This window comes from Lutibacter sp. A80 (genome assembly GCF_022429645.1).
GTDB lineage: Bacteria > Bacteroidota > Bacteroidia > Flavobacteriales > Flavobacteriaceae > Lutibacter.
Window position 1 is genome coordinate 3,673,420 of sequence record NZ_CP092480.1, and the last position, 22,414, is coordinate 3,695,833.

Here is a 22,414-nt window from a genome sequence, read left to right on the forward strand (position 1 = left end):
AAATGTATGTTTTTTAATAAAAAATTTAACAAACAAATATAAGTATTCAAAATTATGTTTTTTTGTCATTATTTAATACTTGAGGTAGAAGTTATTAACAATTTATAATTGTTAAAAATGGCTTAAAACGTCTAAAAACACGTTTATATTAGGTGTAATTCGTTTTTTTAAGTTATCCAGGAGCTCAAAATATAAAATGGCGTTAAATCGCTTTATTATTGGTGAAAAAATTGAAGTTTTTTCTGTTTTAATAAAGATTTTAAGCTGTAAAAGGCAGATTTTAAAATAAACAGTTTAAAATATAATATTTTATGTTGAGAAAAAATGAAATAAAATAATCATATCTATCTATAATAATATTATTTTTGGCGAATGCAACATCAAGTACTTATTTTAGATTTCGGATCGCAATACACACAGTTGATTGCCCGTAGAGTTAGAGAATTAAACATTTTTTGTGAAATTTTTCCATTTAATAGTAAAAGTTTTAATGTGGAAGATTACAGTGCAGTAATCCTTTCAGGAAGTCCTTCATCTGTAAGAACACCAGATTCCCCAATCCCAGATTTGTCTAAAATTAAAGGTAAGTTACCTTTATTAGGTGTGTGTTATGGCGCACAGTTTTTAGCACATAATTTTGGTGGTGAAGTAGGGGCGTCTAATACCAGAGAATATGGAAGAGCAAATCTTTCATATATTAAAGCTAACGAATTATTTTTTGAAGGAGTTTCTGAAGGAAGTCAGGTATGGATGAGCCATAGCGATACAATTTTAGATTTACCAGAAAGTTTTGAGTTGATTGCAAGCACACATGATGTGAAAAATGCAGCATTTAAAATTAAAGAAGAGGATACTTACGGAATTCAATTTCATCCAGAAGTTTATCACTCTAAAGATGGTTTAACCGTTTTAAAAAATTTTCTAGTTAATATTGCAGGTGTTGCTCAAACTTGGACACCAGATTCTTTTGTTGAAACTACAGTTGCTGAATTAAAAAATAAATTAGGAAACGATAAAGTTGTGTTAGGCCTTTCAGGAGGTGTAGATTCAACTGTAGCGGCAGTTTTAATTTCAAAAGCTATTGGTAAAAATCTGTACTGCATCTTTGTTAATAATGGTCTGTTACGCAAAAATGAATTTGAAAGCGTATTAAATCAATATAAAGGAATGGGGCTAAATGTAAAAGGTGTTGATGCTTCGGCACGTTTTTTGAAAGCACTTGAAGGTGAAAGTGACCCAGAAGGAAAACGTAAAATTATAGGTCGTGTTTTTATTGAAACCTTTGATGATGAAGCACATTTAATTGAAGATGTAAGTTGGTTAGCACAAGGTACAATTTATCCAGATGTTATTGAGTCAGTTTCAGCAACAGGAGGACCTTCAGCAACTATTAAATCACATCATAATGTAGGTGGTTTGCCAGATTTTATGAAACTAAAAATAGTAGAGCCTTTAAATACTTTGTTTAAAGATGAAGTTAGAAGGGTTGGAAAATCAATGGGTATTGATGCCGAATTGTTAGGAAGACATCCTTTTCCAGGTCCAGGATTAGGAATTCGAATTTTAGGTGATATTACAGCAGAAAAAGTAAGAATGTTACAAGACGTAGATGCTATATTTGTACAAGGTTTAAAAGATGCTGGTTTATACGATAGTGTTTGGCAAGCAGGTGCTATGTTATTACCTGTAAATTCTGTAGGTGTAATGGGAGATGAGAGAACCTATGAAAAAGCAGTGGTTTTAAGAGCTGTAGAGTCTACAGATGGAATGACTGCAGACTGGGTGAATTTACCTTATGAGTTTTTACAAAAAACATCAAACAAAATAATAAATAGTGTAAAAGGCGTTAATAGAGTTGTATATGATATTAGTTCTAAACCACCAGCAACTATAGAGTGGGAATAAATTTAAATATTTAACGTTTCCATTGATATGAAAAAAATAGACAAATGAAAAGAATTAAGTTTTTAGTTTTAATTTTAATGTTGTGTACTTTTAATATGGTTGCACAACAAAAGAAATATGTTTCCTATGTTGTTAAAAATGGGGAAACTATGAAAAGTATTGCTAAAGATTACGATATTTCTACTCGAGATTTATTACGATTAAATCCTGATATTGGAAGAAAACCAAAAGAAAATACCGTAATAATTGTACCAAATAAAAATTATGGGAAACAGGTAATAGGAGTTGAAAAAACAGAAACCTATATAGTAAAACCTAAAGAAACATTATTTGGAATTTCAAAAAAGCATAATATTACTATTGAAGAATTAATTGAAGCAAATCCAGAATTATTAAACGATGGATTAAAAATTGGAATGCATTTAGAAATTCCAGCAGCAATTGAAAGTAAAGAAAGTGATTTAACTAATTATATTACACATACCGTAGTAAAGGACGATACAGTTTATAATTTAACTAAGAAATACGAAGTTTCTCAAGAAAATTTAATGGCATTAAATCCAGCTTTAAGTGAGGGCTTAAAATTAGGAATGGTTTTAAAAATTAAACCAATTGCTACAACAATTGAAGAAGATATTACTGAAGGTTCCTTTGAAGGTGGTGAGGAAGTTGTTGATACAGGTCTTTTTGAAGAACCTTTTAACCTTAAAAAAACAATTGATGTTGCAATAATGCTTCCTTATCAATTAAATAAATATTCAGATTCAATTCCAGAAAAGGTACTATCTAAAGGTAATTCAATTTTAAATATAGCTACAGATTTTCATATGGGGTCTGTTATGGCAATAGACTCCTTAAGAAGTAAAGGTGTTACCGTAAATATAAAATATTTTGATACTCAAAATTCTAAATATAAGTTGCAAACCATTGTAAATAACAATGATTTTTCTGAAACAGATGTTATAATAGGTCCATTATTTTATGCAAAAGCGCATTGGCTTTCAAAACATGTGAATGCTCCAGTAATTGCACCTATATATTCAAAAGATCAAAAAAGCTTATCTGCAAGTAATTTAATAAAATCTGATGATGCTAATGATTTGTTGCTAGAAGAGCATTTATTAGATTATATGAAAGCGACATACAATGGTGAAAACATTATTGTAATTAATGATGTTGAAGAAAAATCTCAAAGTAGATTGTGGAGGGTAGTTAATAAATTAAAAACTATTGATTCAATTCAAGATATAACAGTATTAAAACCAAGTAAAGGAAATATTGAAAATGCTAAGTTTGCTCAAAAGTTAAAAAAGAATACCAAAAATTGGATATTTTTAATAAGTGACGAGATTGTAACTACAGCAACAGCAATAAACAATTTAAAAGGTTTTATGGAAGACTATGATCTCACACTTTTATCTATTGATAAAGGAAGAAATTTTGATAAAATTGATAATAGCTTTTTAGGGCAGTTGAATTTTACATATCCAACAACAGATTTTGTGAATATGCAAGATCCTAAAGTGAAAAACTTTTATACTAAGTTTAGTGCTAAGTATGCTACACTACCATCTAAATATGCTGTAAGAGGTTTTGATGTAACGTATGATATTTTGTTGAGGTTGGCAAGTGAAAATAGTATTGAAGAAGCTTTAAGAGCTGGAAAATCTTCTAGAATCTCTGCCGTTTTTAATTATAATAAAAAACTATTTGGTAGTTTTGAGAATAATGGTGTTTATATAATTAAATATAATAAAGAATTATCTCCAGTATTGGTTGAGTAATATTATAGTTATAGTGCATAAAAAAAGGGTAAAACTTTAATTAAAGTTTTACCCTTTTTTTTATAATTTATAGCTTTAAATTCTTTTAAGCTGATCTTTCATCATTTTTATTTGATCTGAAAGCACACCTTGTGTATCTAATTTTTTAGCTTCATTGATAAGCATAGTTGCTTCTCTTTTTCGTCTTTTAGACATTGCAATACCACCTAACTGTAATTTAGCCATTGCTATATCGTGTTTCATATTTAAACCTAAGCTAATTGCTTTTTTAAAGTATTTTTCTGCTTGAGTTAAATTTGTTTGTGAAACCATAATTCCTTGTAAAAAGTTGTAATAACCTTCTTGCTTTTGTATTAAAGCGCTACTAGGGTTTTTAATGTAAGATAGCCATTTACTTGCTCCGGCAAAGTTTTGTTTTCTTAATTGTAAAAATGCTAATAAAATAAATTCATTTTTAAAATAAAACAATACAAATATACCTGCCAATAAAACTAATGAAATACCATTCATTATATTTCCATCAACAAATTGAAATACTGACCATACAACAATTGCTCCTGCAATTACTAATTTTATATACTTATTAAACATTCTTAATATTGTTTTTTTAATGGAATGCAAAGTTACATTTTTGCTTTGGTTTTAATTATTTTTTATAATGTTTTTTATATTGGTGATGTGCAAAAACTGCTAAAATTGAAACTACAGCTACTGAATAGTATACAAAAGTAGGTGTAATAGCTTTATCTCCACTTGCATAAGAGTGTAAACCAGAAAGGTAGAAATTTACTCCAAAATAGGTCATTAAAATAGATGCAAATGCTGCAACAGAGAATAAATTAAAGGCAAATCTACCTCTTAACCCAGGTACTAAACGCATATGTAATACAAATGCGTAAACCATAATGCTTATTAAAGCCCAAGTTTCTTTTGGATCCCAGCCCCAATAACGTCCCCAACTTTCATTAGCCCATTGTCCACCTAAAAAGTTACCAACAACTAATAATATCAATCCAATAGTTAAAGCCATTTCGTTAATAATGGTAATTTCTTTAATCATTAAACCAACTTTCTTTTTATTTTTAGAGTTGGTAATAATCATAAGTATTAAGGCTACTAAACCTAAAATCATACCTAAAGCAAATGGGCCATAACTTGCTACAATTATAGAAACATGAATCATTAACCAATACGAATTAAGCACAGGTTGTAGGTTTGCAATCTCTGGATCCATCCAGTTCCAATGTGCAACCATTAATATAAATGATGTTAAAAAAGCGGTAGCAGCAATTGTCATTGAAGATTTTCTACCAAAAATTAACCCGAAAAGCATAGTAGCCCACGCAACATAAATCATAGATTCGTAGGCATTACTCCAAGGAGCATTTCCACTTACAATCCAACGAGCAATTAAACCTCCAGTGTGTAATAAAAACAAACCTATAACAATAGCAATACTTGCTTTAATTAAGAAGTCTACACTTTTATTGTTTTTAAAAATTTGGAAAATTACTAAGAAGAACATTAAGGTTCCAATGTACATATAGTAGCTATAGATGGTCTTAAAAATATCGTATTTATTATAAGCAATTTCTAAATCAATTTTATCATCTGATGGATATACTGCGCTTCCATATTTTTTTTGAAAGTTTATAATTCCACCTAAAATTTCATCAGATTTACTATAGTCTTTAGTATTATTAGATTCTGATAATGTTTGAAGGTAAATTGGTAAAATTTGTCGTACAAAAACAGAGTCTTGGCCTTTAAAATTTGCAGAATTTATATCGTTATGCGATACCCAAGTGTTATTATAATCATTTGGAATTGGAAAAATTCTTAAAACATCACCTGTAATTGCTGAATATAATAGATTTACTCTTCTATCTACGTTAATTACATCTTTTTCAAACTTACTTTTAATATTGGTTTTTTGAGCATCTTGTTGAATTTCAGAAATTTTATACATTCCTTTAGCATCAAAAAAGTTAGCAAGTGTAGCATTTTTTTGATCGTGTGGAATACCAATAATATCTCTTAATAAGGTATTGTCTTTTTCAATATAAATTATAGGAATTTGAAACCATAATCTAGGGTTTTGTTGAATTGATAAAAATACCTGTGTTGCTGTCATTCCTTTGTAAGTATCGTGTTTACTTACTTTTCGTAATAATTCAGAGGCATAGGTATGCACAGGTTTCATTCTACCGCCAGCATCTTGTATTACAACTTTACTAAATTTTTCGGAATGCGCTACATCAATTTTATTTTTTACCAGAGCAGAATCTACTTGTTGTTCTGTTAGGGTGTGGTTATGTTCTTGTGCAAAAGTTAGTGTTGAAAATAAAATAATTATAATTGAAGATAGAATTGCTTTTTGAGTTTTCACTTTTTCTAAACTTTTTCTTAAGAAATCGAAGCGAGTATTTTTTACAAATAGTATTAATATTAAGCCTGCATACAATAAAAAATACCCTATGTATGTAATTGTAGAACCCCAAAAATCGTGATTTACAGATAGGTGTGTTTCTTCATATTGTTCAGTAATATTATAACTAGATTGGAAAAATTTATAGCCTTTATAATTCAATATATTATTCATAAAAATTCTAAAATCAAAAGTTTCACTAGGATCAATAACTGTAACTTCACTAGCAAAAGACATTGGACTGTTAGAGCCTGGGTATTTGTCCAATTGAAAATCGTTTAATTTAATGCTAAAAGGTAATTCTTTTTGCAAAGCTCCATAGCTCATTCTAAAGTTTAATTTACCTACTGAAAATTGAGTTGGAGGTTGAATTGCAAATTTACCACCTACAAGTTTTACTTCTTTTGTTTCGTTTCCAACGGTTACATCAAATGTTAATTGTCCTAATGTGTTTTGATCTTTATCTCCAGAAATGGTTTTATATGAACCTTTTAAAGAAGCATTTGGAACAACAAATTGCATTCCAGCAATATTGTGTACTGCCATTAATGAAAAATCTTGTAAACTATCCTTAGCAACTGTGCCTTCAAAACTATCTGCCATTCTAAAAAAAGTTCCATCTACGGTAGTTTGAATTTTAATAGTACCATCAATGTTTTTAAAATCTATAGTGTTTGTATTTGGGGCATCATAACCTATTAAAACACCATGTATTACTTCTGAAGTTCCTCTTTTAATATAATGGTCATGTCTTCCTCCTGAACCAGATTCAACAAAATGCATATATTCATCTCCAGTTTCACTTTCTTCAAAAGTTTCTAATGCATTTGGAATGTAGTTTGTAAGTTTTACTTCAACATCGGTACCTTTAAAGTCTGTATCATAACTATAATTATTTGTTCCTAACGAGGATAATAAAATAGGGTGATGAACAGGTGTTTTTTGTTCATTCCCATCATTAACAGTAATACTTAGATAGTTTTTTTCGGTTAAAAACTTATTAGTTACTTGTCCTTCTTTTATAGGCATTATTCCTTCAAAACTGATATAACGAGTTATTCCAGCTCCAATTATTATTAAAAAAAAGGCAAGGTGAAATACTAAAACTACTAACTTTTCTTTTCTCAATAATCGATACTTAAAAATATTACCAAAAAAGTTGATTGCAAATAGCAACATTATTGCTTCAAACCACCAAGCATTATAAACTAATGCTTTGGCTGTTTCTGTACCATAATCGTTTTCAATAAATGTAGCAATTCCCATTGCTAATGCAAAAATTAAGAACAAAAGAGCCATTAAACGTGTTGAATAAATTAGAGAAAGTAGTTTCTTCATTACAGTTGTTTTATTTTTAAAAATAAATGTTGGGCAAAAATAATGATAATTGTCATATTAGCCATTCAAAATCGTTTATTTAAGACTATTATCCATATTTTTTAACACTCTGACAAATATAATAGTAACTTTTAGTACAGCCGCTGACCATTGTCATTAAAAATTGATTGTTTTTTAAGGTTTTTTATACTAGAAATAAAAAGTTTTGTAAATTTGTTATTGACTTATATTCTAAATGAAAAATTTAAATCTTTATACTATTCATTTTAATATCTATTTAAATATTAAACGCCCAGAGTGTTTTATTAAATAGTGCCACTTTTTTAAGCGATTTTTTCGCACTTTTCTCACATCTTTTTTAACTTAAAATTTAGTATTATGGAATTACCATACGCAGAACCGTATAAAATAAAAATGGTAGAAACTATTAAGCGTTCTACAAAAGAGCAACGTTTACAATGGATTAAAGAAGCAAATTACAATTTATTTAACTTATCTTCAGATACTGTTTTTATTGATTTATTAACGGATTCTGGAACAGGTGCAATGAGCGATAAACAATGGGCAGAAATGATGATTGGAGATGAAAGTTATGCCGGCTCTACATCTTTTAAAAAATTAAAAGAAACAGTTCAAAAAATAACAGGATTTAACTATTTTTTACCGACACACCAAGGAAGAGCTGCAGAAAATGTTTTGTTTTCTACATTGATAAAAGAAGGGGATATTGTTCCTGGTAATTCTCATTTTGATACTACTAAAGGACATATAGAGTTTAGAAAGGCAATTGCAGTAGATTGTACAATTGATGAAGCATTTGATACTTCTAACAAATATCCTTTTAAAGGGAATATCGATTTAAATAAACTAGAAGCAGTATTTAAAAAATATCCAAAAGAAAAAATTCCATTTGTAATTTTAACAATTACCTGTAATAGTGCAGGAGGACAGCCTGTTTCGGTTGAAAATATAAAAGCAGTCTCAACGCTGTGCAAGCACTATGGAATACCATTGTATTTTGATGCTGCTCGTTTTTCAGAAAACGCTTATTTTATAAAAAAAAGAGAAGAGGGATATGCTAATAAAACCATTAAAGAAATTGTAAAAGAAGTTTTTTCTTATGGAGATGGAATGACAATGAGCGCCAAAAAAGATGGTTTGGTAAATATGGGAGGTTTTATAGCACTTAATAATAAAGACGTGTTTAAGCAAGCCACTGTTTTTAATATAATGTTTGAAGGATTTATTACTTATGGAGGAATGAATGGCCGCGATATGGGAGCCTTAGCAGTTGGTTTAAACGAATCTACAGAATTTAATTATTTAGAAAGTAGGATAGAACAAGTTGCTTATTTAGGGCATAAATTAGTTGAATATGGAGTTCCTGTGCAGCAACCATTTGGAGGACACGCAATTTTCTTAGATGCTAACAAATTTGTGCCTAATATTCCGAGAGAAGAATATAGAGCCCAAGCTTTAGCAATTGAACTTTATATAGTTGGTGGAATACGAGGCGTAGAGATTGGTACTGTGTTAGCTGATAGAGATCCTTTTACCCGAAAAAATAGATATCCAGAACTAGAATTAGTACGTTTGGCAATACCAAGAAGAACATACACAAATAATCACATGGCTTATGTTGCTGCTACGCTAAAAAATATTTACGATTCTAGAAATGAAGCAAAATCAGGGTATAATATTATTGATGAAGCCCCTATTATGAGACATTTTACGGCTAAATTCAGCAAAATTTAATACTTGTCAGTCTTTTTTTATTATTTTTGTGGCTTCAACGCTATAAATTTTAAAAAGTATGATGTTATCACGAGCAAGTAAGTATGCAATTCTGTCAACATTATTTTTGGCAGAACATGTAAAAGATAATAAAAAAATAAGTGTTCGTGTTATTGCTGAAACTATTGATGTTCCAAGTCCTTTTCTTGCAAAATTATTTCAACAATTGGTAAAAGGTAAAATTATATCTTCAACCAAAGGACCACACGGTGGATTTTATTTAACCAAAAAAAATCAACAAAAAACAGTATTGGATATTATAGAAAATATTGATGGATTAAATAGGTTAAACGAATGCTTTTTAGGGCTATCGGAATGCGATTCAAGCAATCCTTGCCCTGTACATTTTATTGTAGAACCATTTAAAAACAGTATTCTAGGGAAATTTAGAGATAAAACTATTATGGAGTTTTCTAAGGAAATTGTGGCAAATGGCAGAAAATTAAGTATCAAAGATATCTCTCCAGAAATAAAAATTTCAGAAAATAAATAAAAGTGATATTTATCATTGAAATATATAAAAAATAATATATTTTTGCTTCATATAAAAGATAAAAAGATCTTAATATATTGTAAATGAAAATTAATCAGTTAAACTAGTAAAAACATGTTATCAAAAAAACAAGCAAGAGCTTTCTTTTTGGGAGGGACATTAGTAACGTTTCTTATTTTTATAGGACTTACAGTGTTTTCTTTATCTAAGGATGTTGATCAAACAAATCACGATAAAATTACTGCAGAAGTTGTGAGAGGGAAAGAGATTTGGGAAACTAATAATTGTATGGGATGTCATACTATATTAGGTGAAGGAGGTTATTATGCTCCAGAATTAACCAAAGTTGTAGACAGATTAAATGCAAAATATAACAATAATGGAGAAGAAGTTATTAAAAGTATTTTAATGTCTAAAGGTCCTTGGCAACCAAATGGAAGAAAAATGGTAGCGTATGGTATGTCAGAGGCTGAAGCAAATGATGTGGTTGCTTTCTTTAAATGGATTGGAGAAATTGACTTAAATGGATTTGGTAAAGTAGTAGGTGTAGATAGAAAAATATCACCGATTGCTAAAGAAAGAATGGAAAACACTAATCAATAACTTTAAAATAAATTTAAAATGAAATATAAATCACAAAAAGTAGCTTATTGGTTCTTTGCACTTTCAATGCTATTATTAGTTTTACAAATAACCTATGGTTTTATTATGGGTTTTGCTCGAATAGGCTTTGATAATTTACATGAATTTATTCCTTTTAATACCGCTAGAGCAGTTCATACAAATTTATTAGTTGTTTGGTTACTTTCTGGTTTTATGGGAGCTGCTTATTATATAATTCCTGAAGAGGCACAACGCGAATTGGTAAATGTAAAATTGGCATATGTTCAATTAATTAGTTTGGCTGTTGTTGGTGTAATTTCAATAGTTGGTTTTCACTTTAATATGTGGGAAGGACGTAAATTTTTAGAAATTCCGCGACCATTAGATTATTTAGTTGTACTAAATGTACTTTTGTTTTTAGGTCTAATTTTAATTACCTTATTCAAAGGTAAAAAACAAACTACCACTGCATTGGTGCTTTCAATGGGGCTGTTATTTGCAGCATTATTGTATTTACCTGGAATGCTACCATTTGATAGCCAAGTTACCGATTCATTTTTCCGTTGGTGGGTAGTTCACTTATGGGTAGAAGGTGTTTGGGAATTAATTATGGGTGGTATTTTATCATTCTTGTTAATTAAACTAACTGGTGTAGATAGAGAAGTTATCGAAAAATGGTTATATGTAATTGTAGGGTTAACATTTTTATCTGGAGTGTTGGGTACAGGACACCACTACTATTATATTGGTGTAAATAAAATTTGGTTGCTTGTAGGAGGTATTTTCTCAGCATTAGAGCCTTTAGCATTTTTAGCAATGGCATTATTTGCTGTAAATATGTACAGAAAAGGGGAGAAAAAACATCCAAATAAATTAGCCTTATATTGGACTTTAGGTGCTGCAATTGTTTCTTTTGTAGGAGCAGGTTTGTTAGGCTTTGCGCATACATTACCACAAACTAATTTATATACACATGGTACTTTGGTTACTGCAATGCACGCACATTTAGCTTTTTGGGGAGCATATGCAATGATTGTTTTAGCAATTATTAGTTACAGTTTACCAAATATGACCGGTAGAAAATTTTATGATAGTGCAACAGGAAGAATGGCTTTTTGGTTATCTAATATTGGTATGATTGGTATGACAGTAGCTTTTGGTGTTGCAGGTGTGGCACAAGTTTATTTAGAACGAAAGTTTGGAATGGATTTTATGGAAGTTCAAAAAGAAATTAGTATTCATTTTGTAATATTAATTTTATGTGCAAGTATGTTTGCTACTGGAATTGTAATGTACATTGTAGATTTTTATAAACACGGAACTCCTACAGACGAAGCTTTAGAAATAATAGAATAAAAGGTATTTAAAAGATAGATTCTGAATTATTGTCTTGATTATCAAAGTGTTTAGTACTTCGATATTTCTTACAAAAATAGAAAGATGTCTTTTTTAATGTATCTTAACAAATGTAAACTATTAATTAAAACTCAAATGAAAAAACTAAACAAACTAACAAAAGGAAGCTTTTTATTACTACTATTAGTCGTTATAACAAGCTGTTCAACTTCGGAAAAAAAGAAAATTATAGATTCAAAAAATATTCAAGTTTCAGGAACTATGGAAGCAGAATTAACTGCTCCTCCATATGTTCCAACTCCTGTAGGTGATAGGCCAGCAAAAAAACTGCTTGTTAATATGGAGATTCTAGAACAAGAAGGAACTATGACTGATGGTGTTAAATATATTTATTGGACTTTTGGAGGTACTGTGCCAGGGAGCTTTATTAGAACAAGAGTTGGCGATGAGGTAGAATTTACACTTTCTAATCATCCAGATAATAAATTGCCGCATAATATTGATTTGCACGCAGTAACTGGTCCAGGTGGTGGGGCTGAATCATCATTTGTAGCTCCAGGTCATGAAAAAACATTTTCGTTTAAAACATTAAACCCAGGATTGTACGTGTACCATTGTGCAACTGCTCCTGTGGGAATGCATATTGCAAACGGAATGTATGGTTTAATTTTAGTAGAACCAGAAGGAGGTTTACCTCCAGTTGATAAAGAATATTATATAATGCAAGGTGATTTTTATACCAAAGGCGCTACAGGCGAAAGAGGTTTACAAGCCTTTGATATGCAAAAAGCTGTTGATGAAGATGCTGATTATGTTGTTTTTAATGGTTCAGTTGGTGCTTTAACAGGCGACAATGCAATTACTGCAAATGTTGGTGAAACAGTACGTTTATATGTTGGAAATGGAGGACCTAATTTAACTTCATCTTTTCACGTTATTGGAGAAATTTTTGACAATGTGCATATTGAAGGAGGTTCTACAATTAATGAAAATGTACAAACAACATCTATTCCTGCTGGAGGCGCTGCAATTGTAGATTTTAAAGTTGATGTTCCAGGTACATTTATTTTAGTAGATCACGCAATTTTCCGTGCATTTAATAAAGGAGCTTTAGGAATGTTAAAAGTTTCTGGTGAAGAAGATAAAAAATTATATTCAGGTGTAAAACAAGAAGGTATTTATTTGCCTGAAGGAGGTAATATTCAATCAATGCCTGTAACAGATGAACCAGAAGAACCTAAAGTTGCAGTGAATAAAAATTTAGCTGAAAAAATTGAATCAGGAAAACAAATTTATACAAAAACTTGTTTTGCCTGTCACCAAGGAAATGGAGAAGGAATTCCAAATGCTTTTCCTCCGTTAGCAAATTCAGATTATTTAAATGCTGATGTAAATCGAGCTATTGATATTGTATTACACGGTAAAACAGGCGAAATTACTGTAAATGGTGTAAAATATAACAGTATAATGACCAAACAAACGCTAACTGATGACGAAGTTGCTGATGTACTAACATACATTTACAATTCTTGGGGAAATAATAAAACAGAAGTAACTCCAGCAATGGTTACTAAAGTTAAAAACGCAAACTAAATATTTTAATTTATGAAAACTATTTTAAGACTGATAATTGGTGTATTTCTATTTTTTGCAATTCAAGCGAATTGTCAGTCTCAAATGGTTTTAATTGAAGGTGGTACTTATATTCCTTTGTACGGAAGAGATTCATTACCGGTAACTATCAATGATTTTGAAATGGATGTTTATCCCGTTACCAATGAAGAATATCTTCAGTTTGTGAAAAAATATCCTAAATGGCAACGGTCTAATGTAAAAAGTTTATTTGCAGATGGCAACTATTTATATGCTTGGAAAGCTGATACTATTTTAGCGGATAATCAAGCGTTAAAAGCACCAATAACCAATGTTTCGTGGTTTGCAGCAAACGATTATTGTGAATGCCAAGGAAAGCGATTGCCAACAGTTGATGAGTGGGAATTTGTAGCCATGGCAAACGAAGATTTAGCTGATGCCAGAACTTTAGAAACTTATAACGAGTTTATTTTGAGTTGGTATGAAAAACCAAAAACATTTAACAATGAAATTGGTTCAACCTTTAAAAATTATTGGGGCGTTTATGATTTACACGGATTGGTTTGGGAATGGACTTCAGATTTTAATTCGGTATTAATAACAGGCGAATCGCGTAAAGATGTTGATACAGACAGTGATTTGTTTTGTGGAAGTGCCGCAATTGGAGCCACAGATTTAATGAATTATGCTGCTTTTATGCGCTATGCAATTAGAGGTAGTAGTAAAGCAAAATACACCATGCGAAATTTAGGTTTTAGGTGTGTAAAAGATAAATAAATATGAAGAATTTAAAATACATAACACTAATTTTAGTGCTTATAATTGGAGTTGTTTCGTGTAAAGATACTTCCAACAAAAAAGCAGAAGTAACTTATCAATGTCCAATGAAATGTGAAGGTGAAAAAACATATTCAGAACCTGGAACTTGTAGCGTATGTAAAATGGATTTACAACCAATTTCTGAACAAACTTCAAAAATAATTGCAACTGATGAAATTTCAGATGAATCTATTTTTAATTTAACATCAACTTGGAATACAGAAGAAGGAACAACCATTCAATTAAAAGAGTTAAAAGGTAAAACCTTGGTAATGGTAATGATTTATACTTCGTGTAAAGCAGCTTGCCCTAGATTAGTTGCCGATATGCGAAATATTGAAAAAGAAATTCCGAAGAATTTATTAAATGATATTGACTTTGTTTTAATAAGTATTGATCCAGAAACAGATACGCCCGAAGTATTGAAAGCTTTTGCTATTGAAAATTTTATGGATGACGAACAATGGACTTTTTTACAAGGTTCTGTAGCTGGAGTGCGTGAATTTGCAAATGTATTGGCTGTAAAATACAAACAAATTTCACCTATAGACTTTTCACATTCTAACATTATAAGTGTGTTTAATGCTGAAGGAGAATTAGTACATCAGCAAGAAGGTTTGGAAGTTGATAACAAAGAAACCATTGCAAAAATTATTGAAACAACAGAAAAAAATGAGTAGTAAAACCCCATATTACCATCAAGTTGGCAAAGAAGTAGAAGTTTTTCAACACGCATATAAAAATAAAATTCCCTTTTTATTGAAAGGCCCAACAGGAACGGGAAAATCTAGATTTATTGAGTTTATGGCGCATCAATTAGAAAAAGAATTGATAACCATTAGCTGTCACGAAGAAACTTCTTCAACCGATTTAATTGGAAGATATATTATTAAAGGTGCTGAAACAGTTTGGATGGATGGTCCTTTAACAAAAGCAATTAAAGAAGGTGCCATTATTTATTTAGATGAAATAGCAGAAGCAAGACCCGATGTTATTGTTGCCATTCACTCTTTAACCGATCACCGTAGAGAATTGTTTATTGATAAGTTGGGAGAAACCGTAAAAGCACATCAAAATTTTATGTTGGTTGCGTCTTTTAATCCTGGGTATCAAAAAGGATTTAAAGAATTAAAACCTTCTACACGGCAACGATTTATTGCTACTTCATTTGCGTATCCAGAAGCTAAAATTGAAGCAGAAATTTTAGTAAATGAAACCAATATAGAAGCTGGTATTGCTAAAAAGTTGGTAAATATTGCTACTAAAATTAGAAACCTAACCGAGCTTGGTTTGGCCGAAACTGTTTCAACGCGTTTATTGGTTGATGCCGCAAAATTAATTCATAGCGGTTTGCCAAAACGCTTGTCTGTTGAAGTTGCTATTGTAGAGCCTTTAACCGATGATTTAGAAGTAATTGAAGCGTTAAAAGATTTGTGTAACTTAATGATTTAGTAAGCCAAAAGCGAAAAATGTTCGAGCCAGATGAATACATATTCACCAAACTAGCTTACTACTTTAAACGCAAACGATTAAAGCGGGAAGAAGCCATTGCGCACGCTGTAAATTTAGATGAAATAAAACCGCGTTTAACCATTTTTGCTAGAGCAATTACAGGTGAAGCTATTGAGATTTTTCAAGCAGAAAGAGAAGGAGGTTATAAAAATAACAACTTTTTTTTACCAACTAAATTCTCTGATTTTCCTTCAACAGATGAAAATATTTCATTCTATTTATTTCGTGTATTATACTTGTCAATTCAGAAAAATTTAAATTTGAATTGGCATGATAATGAAGAGCACGAATTACTTGAATCGCAACAAAAATCTGAAGAAAATTCAAAATTAGTATTGGCTTCATTGTTTGAACAATTTCCAATTGCTGAAAAATATCACGAAAAATTCATTCAATTTTATTCAGAAAAAAAACCGCAAGATTTCTCTTTTGTTTATGGGAAATTTATGAAAAATGCTACGGAAGATGTTACGGGAAATACTTTGAAAAACTTTACGGAAGATGTAAAAAAAGCAACTGAAGAAGAGCCAAAAACAATTTTAAAATCAAAAGCTGTTGAAGAAATAATTTCGGTGCAGGTTGATCTAAAACAACAAGAAGATGCTGTATTGCAACATCAATTTGAAAAAGTAGAAACTGCGGAGGAATTTGGTGGAAATTTTAGAGATTTTGATGGCGAAGATGAACTAGACGAGCATTCAAATGCATTAGACGATGTAAAAATGAAATACACCGTGCGTGTTGATGATACGGCGCATTCTGTGTATCAAGCGGATTTTATGGAGAATACCACCGTATCTGAAAGTGCTGAAATTGATAGTTCGGGCTATCATATTTTATATGATGAATGGGATTATTCAAAACGAAATTACAAACAAGATTTTTGTAAAGTGTATCCAAAAACTTTGCTAAAAACAGATGTTTCGTATTATAAAAAAACATTAAATCAACACCGGTCTACCTTAAATGGTTTGCGAAAAATGCTAACCACAGTAAACAATAAATACCAGCAACAGCGCAGACAAACACAGGGAGAAGAATTTGATATAGATGCCATTACCGATTTGTTTGTGGATGTGCATTCGGGACATACGCCTTCTGAAAAAATATACCTTTCAAAACGTAAAAAAGAGAAAGATTTGTCGCTTTTAATATTGTTAGATGTTAGTTTGTCTAGTGATGGATATGCTGCCGGAAACAGAGTAATTGATGTTGAAAAACAGGTGTCTATTTTGTTTGGAGAAATTTTAAACGAATTTAATATCGATTTTTCTATCGATTGTTTTTATTCAAAAACTAGAAATCATTCATCTTATATAACCATTAAAGAGTTTGATGATGATTGGAACAAAGCAAAATTTAAAGTAGGAGCAGTGGAACCAAGTGGGTATACCCGAATTGGAGCTGCGTTACGGCATTCTGGAGCGATGTTAGACAAGCGCGATACCAAAAACAAATGGGTGATTTTAATTTCAGATGGTAAGCCAAACGATTACGATAAATACGAAGGAATATACGGTGTAAACGATGTGAAACAAGCGCTTAGAGAATTGAACGAACGCAATATAAATTCGTATGCTTTGGCTATTGAAGCACAAGCAAAATATTATTTACCTCAAATGTTTGGACAAAATCACTATCAAATTTTAACTACGCCTGTTGAGTTATTAAAGTCTTTAGTTCAATTGTATGAAAAAATTAAGCATCAGTCTTAAAAGCTAGCTAAATACATTATTTTTTCTGACATTATATAGTTATAAATATTTGTTTATGAGGGTTTTGTAATTATTTAATAAAAAAGGATAAAATTGTCTTTTATTTTATATATTTGTACCATAAATACAATGATTATGCAAATAACAAAACAACATACAGTTGCTGAAGTAGTATCAAAGAACCTTGGTTCTGATCACGTTTTTAGTAAATATAAAATAGATTTTTGCTGTGGAGGTGGAGACACTTTAGAAAAAGCTTGTAAAGAAAGTGGAGTAGAATTTGAAGTTTTAAAAGAGGAAATAGAAGCTATAAATAACAGCATTACAGGAGGTGTAAATGTTGAAGAATTGGATATTCCTACTTTAATTAATGAAGTAAAAGGAGGTTATCATACAACAATTAGCGATGCTTTTTATGAAATTACACCTTATGTAGAAAAGGTTACAAATGTTCACGGAGAATCTCATAAAGAGCTTTTTGAAATTAAAGAATTGTACAAAAATGTTGAATTGGTAATTAATGAAACTTTTAGAAACTCAATTATGAGTTTATATCCAATAATTAATGAAATTGTTAGCACAAGCGAAAAGGGTGAAGAAGTTTCTATAGAGGTATTGCAAGATTTTCAAAAAGCCATTGAAAGAAATGAAATTGCACAAAAATTAATTGGCGATTCATTTAAAGAAATAGCTCATTTGTCATCTAATTATCAAGTACCAGAAGGCGGATGTAATTCTTACGCATTTCTGTATAAAAATCTAAAACAACTAGCACACGAAGTTCATAAATATATGCATTTTGAAAAAAATGTATTAATACCAAAGACTTTAAATATTATTAAATAATGAATGCATTTTTACCAACTGTTGAAAAACTACCAGAAGGACATCCTGTAAAAGTTTATTACGAAGAAGGCGCCTTAATACAAAACTTATTATTAGAGTTATATGATGCAGATCCAGTAGCCGATTTTCAGAAATACTTTAATATATTCAACCAGTTATCAACTATTGAAAAACGTTTTGCTCGAAAAGAAAATCAATTGTTTCCATATTTAGAGAAGCATGGTTGGGAAGGGCCAAGTCAAGGAATGTGGTCTTTTCATGATAATTTACGAGATCAAATTCGCTTATTAAATACGTATAATACTGAGAAAAATACCGCTAAAATTATAGAAAATATTCCGTATTTAATTGAAGGAATTAAACGATTAATGTCTATTGAAGATATGCGTTTATTTCCAAATGCAATGGATTTATTAAGTGAAGAGGAATGGAAAGAATTTTATGTTGGTGATGAAGAAATTGGTTGGATGTTGACTGAAAAACCAGCTCCATATCCTGCACTTGAAAAAGAAGCGTATATACACCCAAGTAAAGATTTTTCAAAACGAGAATTATCTTTTTCTTTAGAAAATACATTTCATTACGATGAAGGATATATGACTCCAGAGCAAGTGAATTTATTACTGCGTTTTTTACCTGTAGATATTACCTATGTTGATGAAAACGATAAAGTTATTTTTTACAATAGAGGAGATGACCGTGTTTTTCCAAGAAGTAAAGGAATTATTGGAAGAGAAGTTAAGTTTTGTCATCCACCAAAAAGTGTGGATATGGTATTGCGTATAGTAGAAGAATTTAAAGCAGGTACAAAAGATGTTGCCGAATTTTGGTTCAATTTTAAAGGACGTATTATTCACATTCGATATTTTGCCATAAGAGATAACAATAAAACGTATAAAGGTGTAATTGAAATGTCGCAAGATATCACAGAGATTCAAAAGTTAGAAGGTCAAAAAAGATTATTAGATTGGGATTAATGTACTAGTATGCAAACACAACAACTAAATTCAAAAAGTATTTATTATCCACCAGGAGGAATTCTTATGTGGATAGTTGTTTTTTTAGAGTTAATAACATTTGGAATGGCATTGGTGGCTATGGTTTATTATAGTAAAGACGAACCTGAAGTTTTTCATAATTCACAATTGTTATTAAACTCTACTTTTGGAGCTATTAATACAGTTTTTTTACTTACAAGTGGGTTTTTTATGGCAAAATCTGTACATAGTTTTAAGGAGGCTAAGATTCAAAACACACTTTTATTTTTAAGATTGACACTATTAGGTGGATTGTTATTTTTAATATTAAAATCTGTTGAATATTACTTTAAAATTGATGCAGGTTATACCATGAATTATAATACTTTTTTTTCATTTTATTGGATGTTAACCTTGTTTCATGTGATTCATGTAATTGTGGGAATTGTAATTTTACTGAGTGTATATAGAGGAATTAAAAAAGAAAAAATAACTACCACTATTGAAGATTTTGAAGCTAGTGCTGCTTTTTGGCATATGTGCGATTTAATTTGGTTGTTATTGTTTCCAATAATTTATTTAATTTTTTAGTATAATGACAAATAAAATATTTTTAAAAGTTTGGTTTGCACTAATTTTATTAACAATAACTACAGCTTTAATTTCAAATTTTACTTTAAACTTAAAATCTACAGCATTGCTTATTTTAGGGATTTCAGTTGTTAAATTTTTAGGTGTATCTTTTTATTTTATGGAATTAAAAAAAGCACATTTGTTTTGGAAAACAACTGTGCTTGTATTTATTTTATTTCTTGCTATTATTTTAGGATTAATACTTTAATATTTCAAACAAACCTTTACTATTAAGTTTAAACTTTTTGGTTTTACCGTTTTTAATGCTGTAAATACCCTTTTTGTTAGGTGTTCCTTTAATTGTGGCTTTGGTTAATTTACCTTTTCCCCATGCAATATCAACTTCAAAACCACCTCTAGTTTTTAAGCCTTTAACTTCACCTTGTTTCCAAGTATCTGGTAGGGCAGGTAATAATTCTATAGTACCGGTTTGAGATTGTAAAAGCATTTCAACCATACCTGCAGCACCTCCCATATTCCCATCTAATTGAAATGGTGGATGCGCACACAATAGGTTTTGATAAGTACCACCTCCATTTGCCATTCTAATTTCTTTTGAATACACAGGGTTTAATAAATTTTGAAGTAATTTATGCGCACGGTTTCCATCTTTTAGTCGTGCCCAAAAATTAACTTTCCATCCTAAAGACCAACCAGTTCCACTATCACCTCTTGCGTTTAAAGTAACTTTAGCAGCATCTGCTAATTTAGGTGTGTTTGTTGTAGATATTTGATTTCCAGGATACAGTGCAAATAGGTGAGAAATATGGCGGTGCTTGCTGTTAGGGTCATCTACATCTTCGTTCCATTCTTGTAATTGTCCCCAACTACCAATTTTAGGTTTTAAAATTGCATCTCTAACTTCTTTTGCTTTTTTTGTAAAATCATCATCAATATTTAAAACTTTTGCAGCTTTAATACAGTTGTTAAGTAAATCCCAAGCTATTTGATGATCCATAGATGCTCCATTAGAAATTCCGCCATGTTCCGGAGAATATGAAGGAGTTGAAACTAAATTTCCTTGGTTATCTAAAGTTAAATAATCAATCCAAAATAAAGCAGCTTCTTTCATAACTGGATATGCTTTTGATTTTAAAAATTCAGAATCTTGAGTAAAATCATAATGATCCCATAAATGTTGAGAAAACCATCCAGCTCCACCTGGAAAAAATCCCCAAGGAATTCCCCATCCTGGTGAAGTATATCCAAAAGCATTGCACATAGTATTTACCATCCAACCTCTGGTATCAAAAAATTCTTTTGAAGCTAATTTACCTGGTTCTACAAGACTTTCTATATAATTTAAAAAAGGCACATGACATTCCGATAAATTTGTGAGTTCAGCAGGCCAATAAATCATTTGTAAATTTATATTACTATGATAATCTGCGGCCCAAGGAGCACTTGTGGAGTTATTCCATTTTCCTTGTAAATGCATAGACATTGTTTTTGGGCGACTTCCAGAAATCATTAAGTAACGTGCGTATTGAAAGTATAAAACCTCTATTCCAACAGTGTTTTGGCTTGTATAATAATTTTCTAATCTTTTATCTGTAGGTAATTCTGGAAAAGAATTTCCTTCTATATTTAATTGAACTCTATCAAATAAATTGGTATAATCTGCTATATGTTCAGCTTTTAAATCGTTGTATGAAATTAAAGCAGCACTTTCTATATTTTTTGTATTGATGGCTTTGTAATCTGTTCCACTATAATTAGGGTATTTTAATAAAAAGGAAGTTGCAGCAGCATGTAAAATGGTAACTTCTTTTGCATCTTTTATATAAATTATACCATTTTTATAACTTACTGTACCTTCAGTAATTTTAAAATGTAATTTAGTTTCGAATCCCATTCCGTTATCTGGAACTTTTCCTTGAAAACTATAAGTATTGTTAGTGAAATTTTCTTTTACTAAAGCATGTGGCGTTTTAAATCGAATTTCATAACTGGTTTTCTTAGAACTTTTAAAGTTATAAACCATTAGGTTTTTAGGGTAATTTCCAAAAAATTCACGGTTGTATGTGGTGCCATCTACTTCAAAATGTACTTTAGCTATAGCTTTATTAATATCTAAACTACGTTTGTAATTTGTAATTTCACCCTTTTTATGTGCTACTTTTACAAAAATATCTCCCATAGTTTGTTGAGAGCCGTAATCTCCAAATTCTGCTGTATATTTTTTACCGTTATTTATTTTACCAACAAAAGATTTTTTAACTAAAGAGTCCGCTTTTTTATATGCACCTTCCTTTAGAAAGTCTCTAACTTTGGGTAAGTTTTTATAAGCATTTTTTTGAATTCCAAAATTGTAATCTGGATTAGAATCTGGACCACCAGACCATAAGGTTCCTTCAGAAAATTGAATATGTTCTTCTGCGGGGTCTCCAAAAATCATAGCGCCAATATAACCATTTCCAATAGGTAGTGCTTCTGTCATCCAATCAACGGCAGGTGTGTTATACCAAAGTTCTAAAGGTTGCTTTTCTTGGCCATTTATTTGAAGGTTTAACAATAAAATAAAAGTTAATAATGTAAGTCTTGAAAGAGGCTTCATATTTAAAAAATTTGAATTTCAAAAATAAATAAATTAAGCCTATTTTATATTACAAACTGTT

Annotated in this window: 18 protein-coding genes; 15 read left to right on the forward strand and 3 right to left on the reverse strand. The window is 30.4% G+C overall.

Going from position 1 to position 22,414, the window contains the following annotated elements; all coding sequences use genetic code 11:
* Window positions 1–372 precede the first annotated feature (372 nt).
* Together guaA and MHL31_RS15060 are read left to right on the forward strand one after the other, a co-directional pair.
* A complete protein-coding gene (guaA, locus tag MHL31_RS15055; RefSeq protein WP_240226801.1) occupies window positions 373–1,905 on the forward strand; it encodes a glutamine-hydrolyzing GMP synthase in 1,533 nt (510 codons plus the stop codon).
* A gap of 44 nt (window positions 1,906–1,949) precedes the next feature.
* A complete protein-coding gene (locus tag MHL31_RS15060; RefSeq protein ID WP_240226802.1) occupies window positions 1,950–3,689 on the forward strand; it encodes a LysM domain-containing protein in 1,740 nt (579 codons plus the stop codon).
* A gap of 75 nt (window positions 3,690–3,764) precedes the next feature.
* Here MHL31_RS15060 and MHL31_RS15065 read toward each other — a convergent pair whose 3' ends face one another.
* Both MHL31_RS15065 and ccsA read right to left on the reverse strand, forming a co-directional pair.
* Entirely contained in the window at window positions 3,765–4,280 is a 516-nt protein-coding gene (locus tag MHL31_RS15065) for a DUF2892 domain-containing protein (RefSeq protein ID WP_240226803.1), read from the reverse strand.
* A 55-nt stretch (window positions 4,281–4,335) separates the two neighbouring features.
* Window positions 4,336–7,455, reverse strand: coding sequence for a cytochrome c biogenesis protein CcsA (gene ccsA / locus MHL31_RS15070; RefSeq protein ID WP_240226804.1), 3,120 nt, complete (start codon window positions 7,453–7,455; stop codon window positions 4,336–4,338).
* Between the two features lie 378 nt (window positions 7,456–7,833).
* Here ccsA and MHL31_RS15075 point away from each other — a divergent pair, with 378 nt between their 5' ends.
* The 13 genes from MHL31_RS15075 to MHL31_RS15135 all read left to right on the forward strand — a co-directional run bounded on the left by MHL31_RS15075 (window position 7,834) and on the right by MHL31_RS15135 (window position 20,004).
* On the forward strand, window positions 7,834–9,210 hold the full coding sequence (locus MHL31_RS15075; RefSeq protein WP_240226805.1) for a tryptophanase: 1,377 nt from the start codon (window positions 7,834–7,836) through the stop codon (window positions 9,208–9,210).
* A gap of 58 nt (window positions 9,211–9,268) precedes the next feature.
* Entirely contained in the window at window positions 9,269–9,742 is a 474-nt protein-coding gene (locus MHL31_RS15080; protein ID WP_240226806.1) for an Rrf2 family transcriptional regulator, read from the forward strand.
* Between the two features lie 114 nt (window positions 9,743–9,856).
* The gene (locus tag MHL31_RS15085) at window positions 9,857–10,345 is read left to right on the forward strand and encodes a cytochrome c (RefSeq protein ID WP_240226807.1); all 489 of its coding nucleotides are present in this window, start codon (window positions 9,857–9,859) and stop codon (window positions 10,343–10,345) included.
* Between the two features lie 18 nt (window positions 10,346–10,363).
* Window positions 10,364–11,701: a cbb3-type cytochrome c oxidase subunit I gene (locus tag MHL31_RS15090; protein WP_240226808.1), complete on the forward strand. Its 1,338-nt coding sequence runs from the start codon at window positions 10,364–10,366 to the stop codon at window positions 11,699–11,701.
* A gap of 135 nt (window positions 11,702–11,836) precedes the next feature.
* On the forward strand, window positions 11,837–13,294 hold the full coding sequence (nirK, locus tag MHL31_RS15095) for a copper-containing nitrite reductase (RefSeq protein WP_240226809.1): 1,458 nt from the start codon (window positions 11,837–11,839) through the stop codon (window positions 13,292–13,294).
* A gap of 12 nt (window positions 13,295–13,306) precedes the next feature.
* Complete coding sequence (locus MHL31_RS15100; RefSeq protein WP_240226810.1) at window positions 13,307–14,071, forward strand: formylglycine-generating enzyme family protein; 765 nt, start codon at window positions 13,307–13,309, stop codon at window positions 14,069–14,071.
* A gap of 2 nt (window positions 14,072–14,073) precedes the next feature.
* A complete protein-coding gene (locus MHL31_RS15105) occupies window positions 14,074–14,793 on the forward strand; it encodes an SCO family protein (RefSeq protein ID WP_240226811.1) in 720 nt (239 codons plus the stop codon).
* A complete protein-coding gene (locus MHL31_RS15110) occupies window positions 14,786–15,565 on the forward strand; it encodes a CbbQ/NirQ/NorQ/GpvN family protein (RefSeq protein WP_240226812.1) in 780 nt (259 codons plus the stop codon). The genes MHL31_RS15105 and MHL31_RS15110 overlap by 8 nt, the downstream gene beginning before the upstream one ends.
* Window positions 15,566–15,582: 17 nt before the next feature.
* Window positions 15,583–17,340 carry a nitric oxide reductase activation protein NorD gene (locus tag MHL31_RS15115; RefSeq protein WP_240226813.1) on the forward strand — a complete coding sequence of 586 codons (1,758 nt, stop codon included), beginning with the start codon at window positions 15,583–15,585 and terminating at the stop codon, window positions 17,338–17,340.
* Between the two features lie 135 nt (window positions 17,341–17,475).
* Window positions 17,476–18,186: a DUF542 domain-containing protein gene (locus tag MHL31_RS15120; protein ID WP_240226814.1), complete on the forward strand. Its 711-nt coding sequence runs from the start codon at window positions 17,476–17,478 to the stop codon at window positions 18,184–18,186.
* Window positions 18,186–19,163: a DUF438 domain-containing protein gene (locus tag MHL31_RS15125; RefSeq protein WP_240226815.1), complete on the forward strand. Its 978-nt coding sequence runs from the start codon at window positions 18,186–18,188 to the stop codon at window positions 19,161–19,163. The genes MHL31_RS15120 and MHL31_RS15125 overlap by 1 nt, the downstream gene beginning before the upstream one ends.
* Before the next feature lie 9 nt (window positions 19,164–19,172).
* Window positions 19,173–19,754 (forward strand): cytochrome c oxidase subunit 3, encoded by a 582-nt coding sequence (locus MHL31_RS15130; protein ID WP_240226816.1) that lies wholly within the window; start codon window positions 19,173–19,175, stop codon window positions 19,752–19,754.
* 4 nt (window positions 19,755–19,758) lie between these two features.
* A complete protein-coding gene (locus MHL31_RS15135) occupies window positions 19,759–20,004 on the forward strand; it encodes a cytochrome C oxidase subunit IV family protein (protein WP_240226817.1) in 246 nt (81 codons plus the stop codon).
* Here the strand turns inward: MHL31_RS15135 and MHL31_RS15140 are convergent.
* On the reverse strand, window positions 19,993–22,353 hold the full coding sequence (locus MHL31_RS15140; protein ID WP_240226818.1) for a glycoside hydrolase N-terminal domain-containing protein: 2,361 nt from the start codon (window positions 22,351–22,353) through the stop codon (window positions 19,993–19,995). The genes MHL31_RS15135 and MHL31_RS15140 overlap by 12 nt on opposite strands.
* Window positions 22,354–22,414 lie beyond the last annotated feature (61 nt).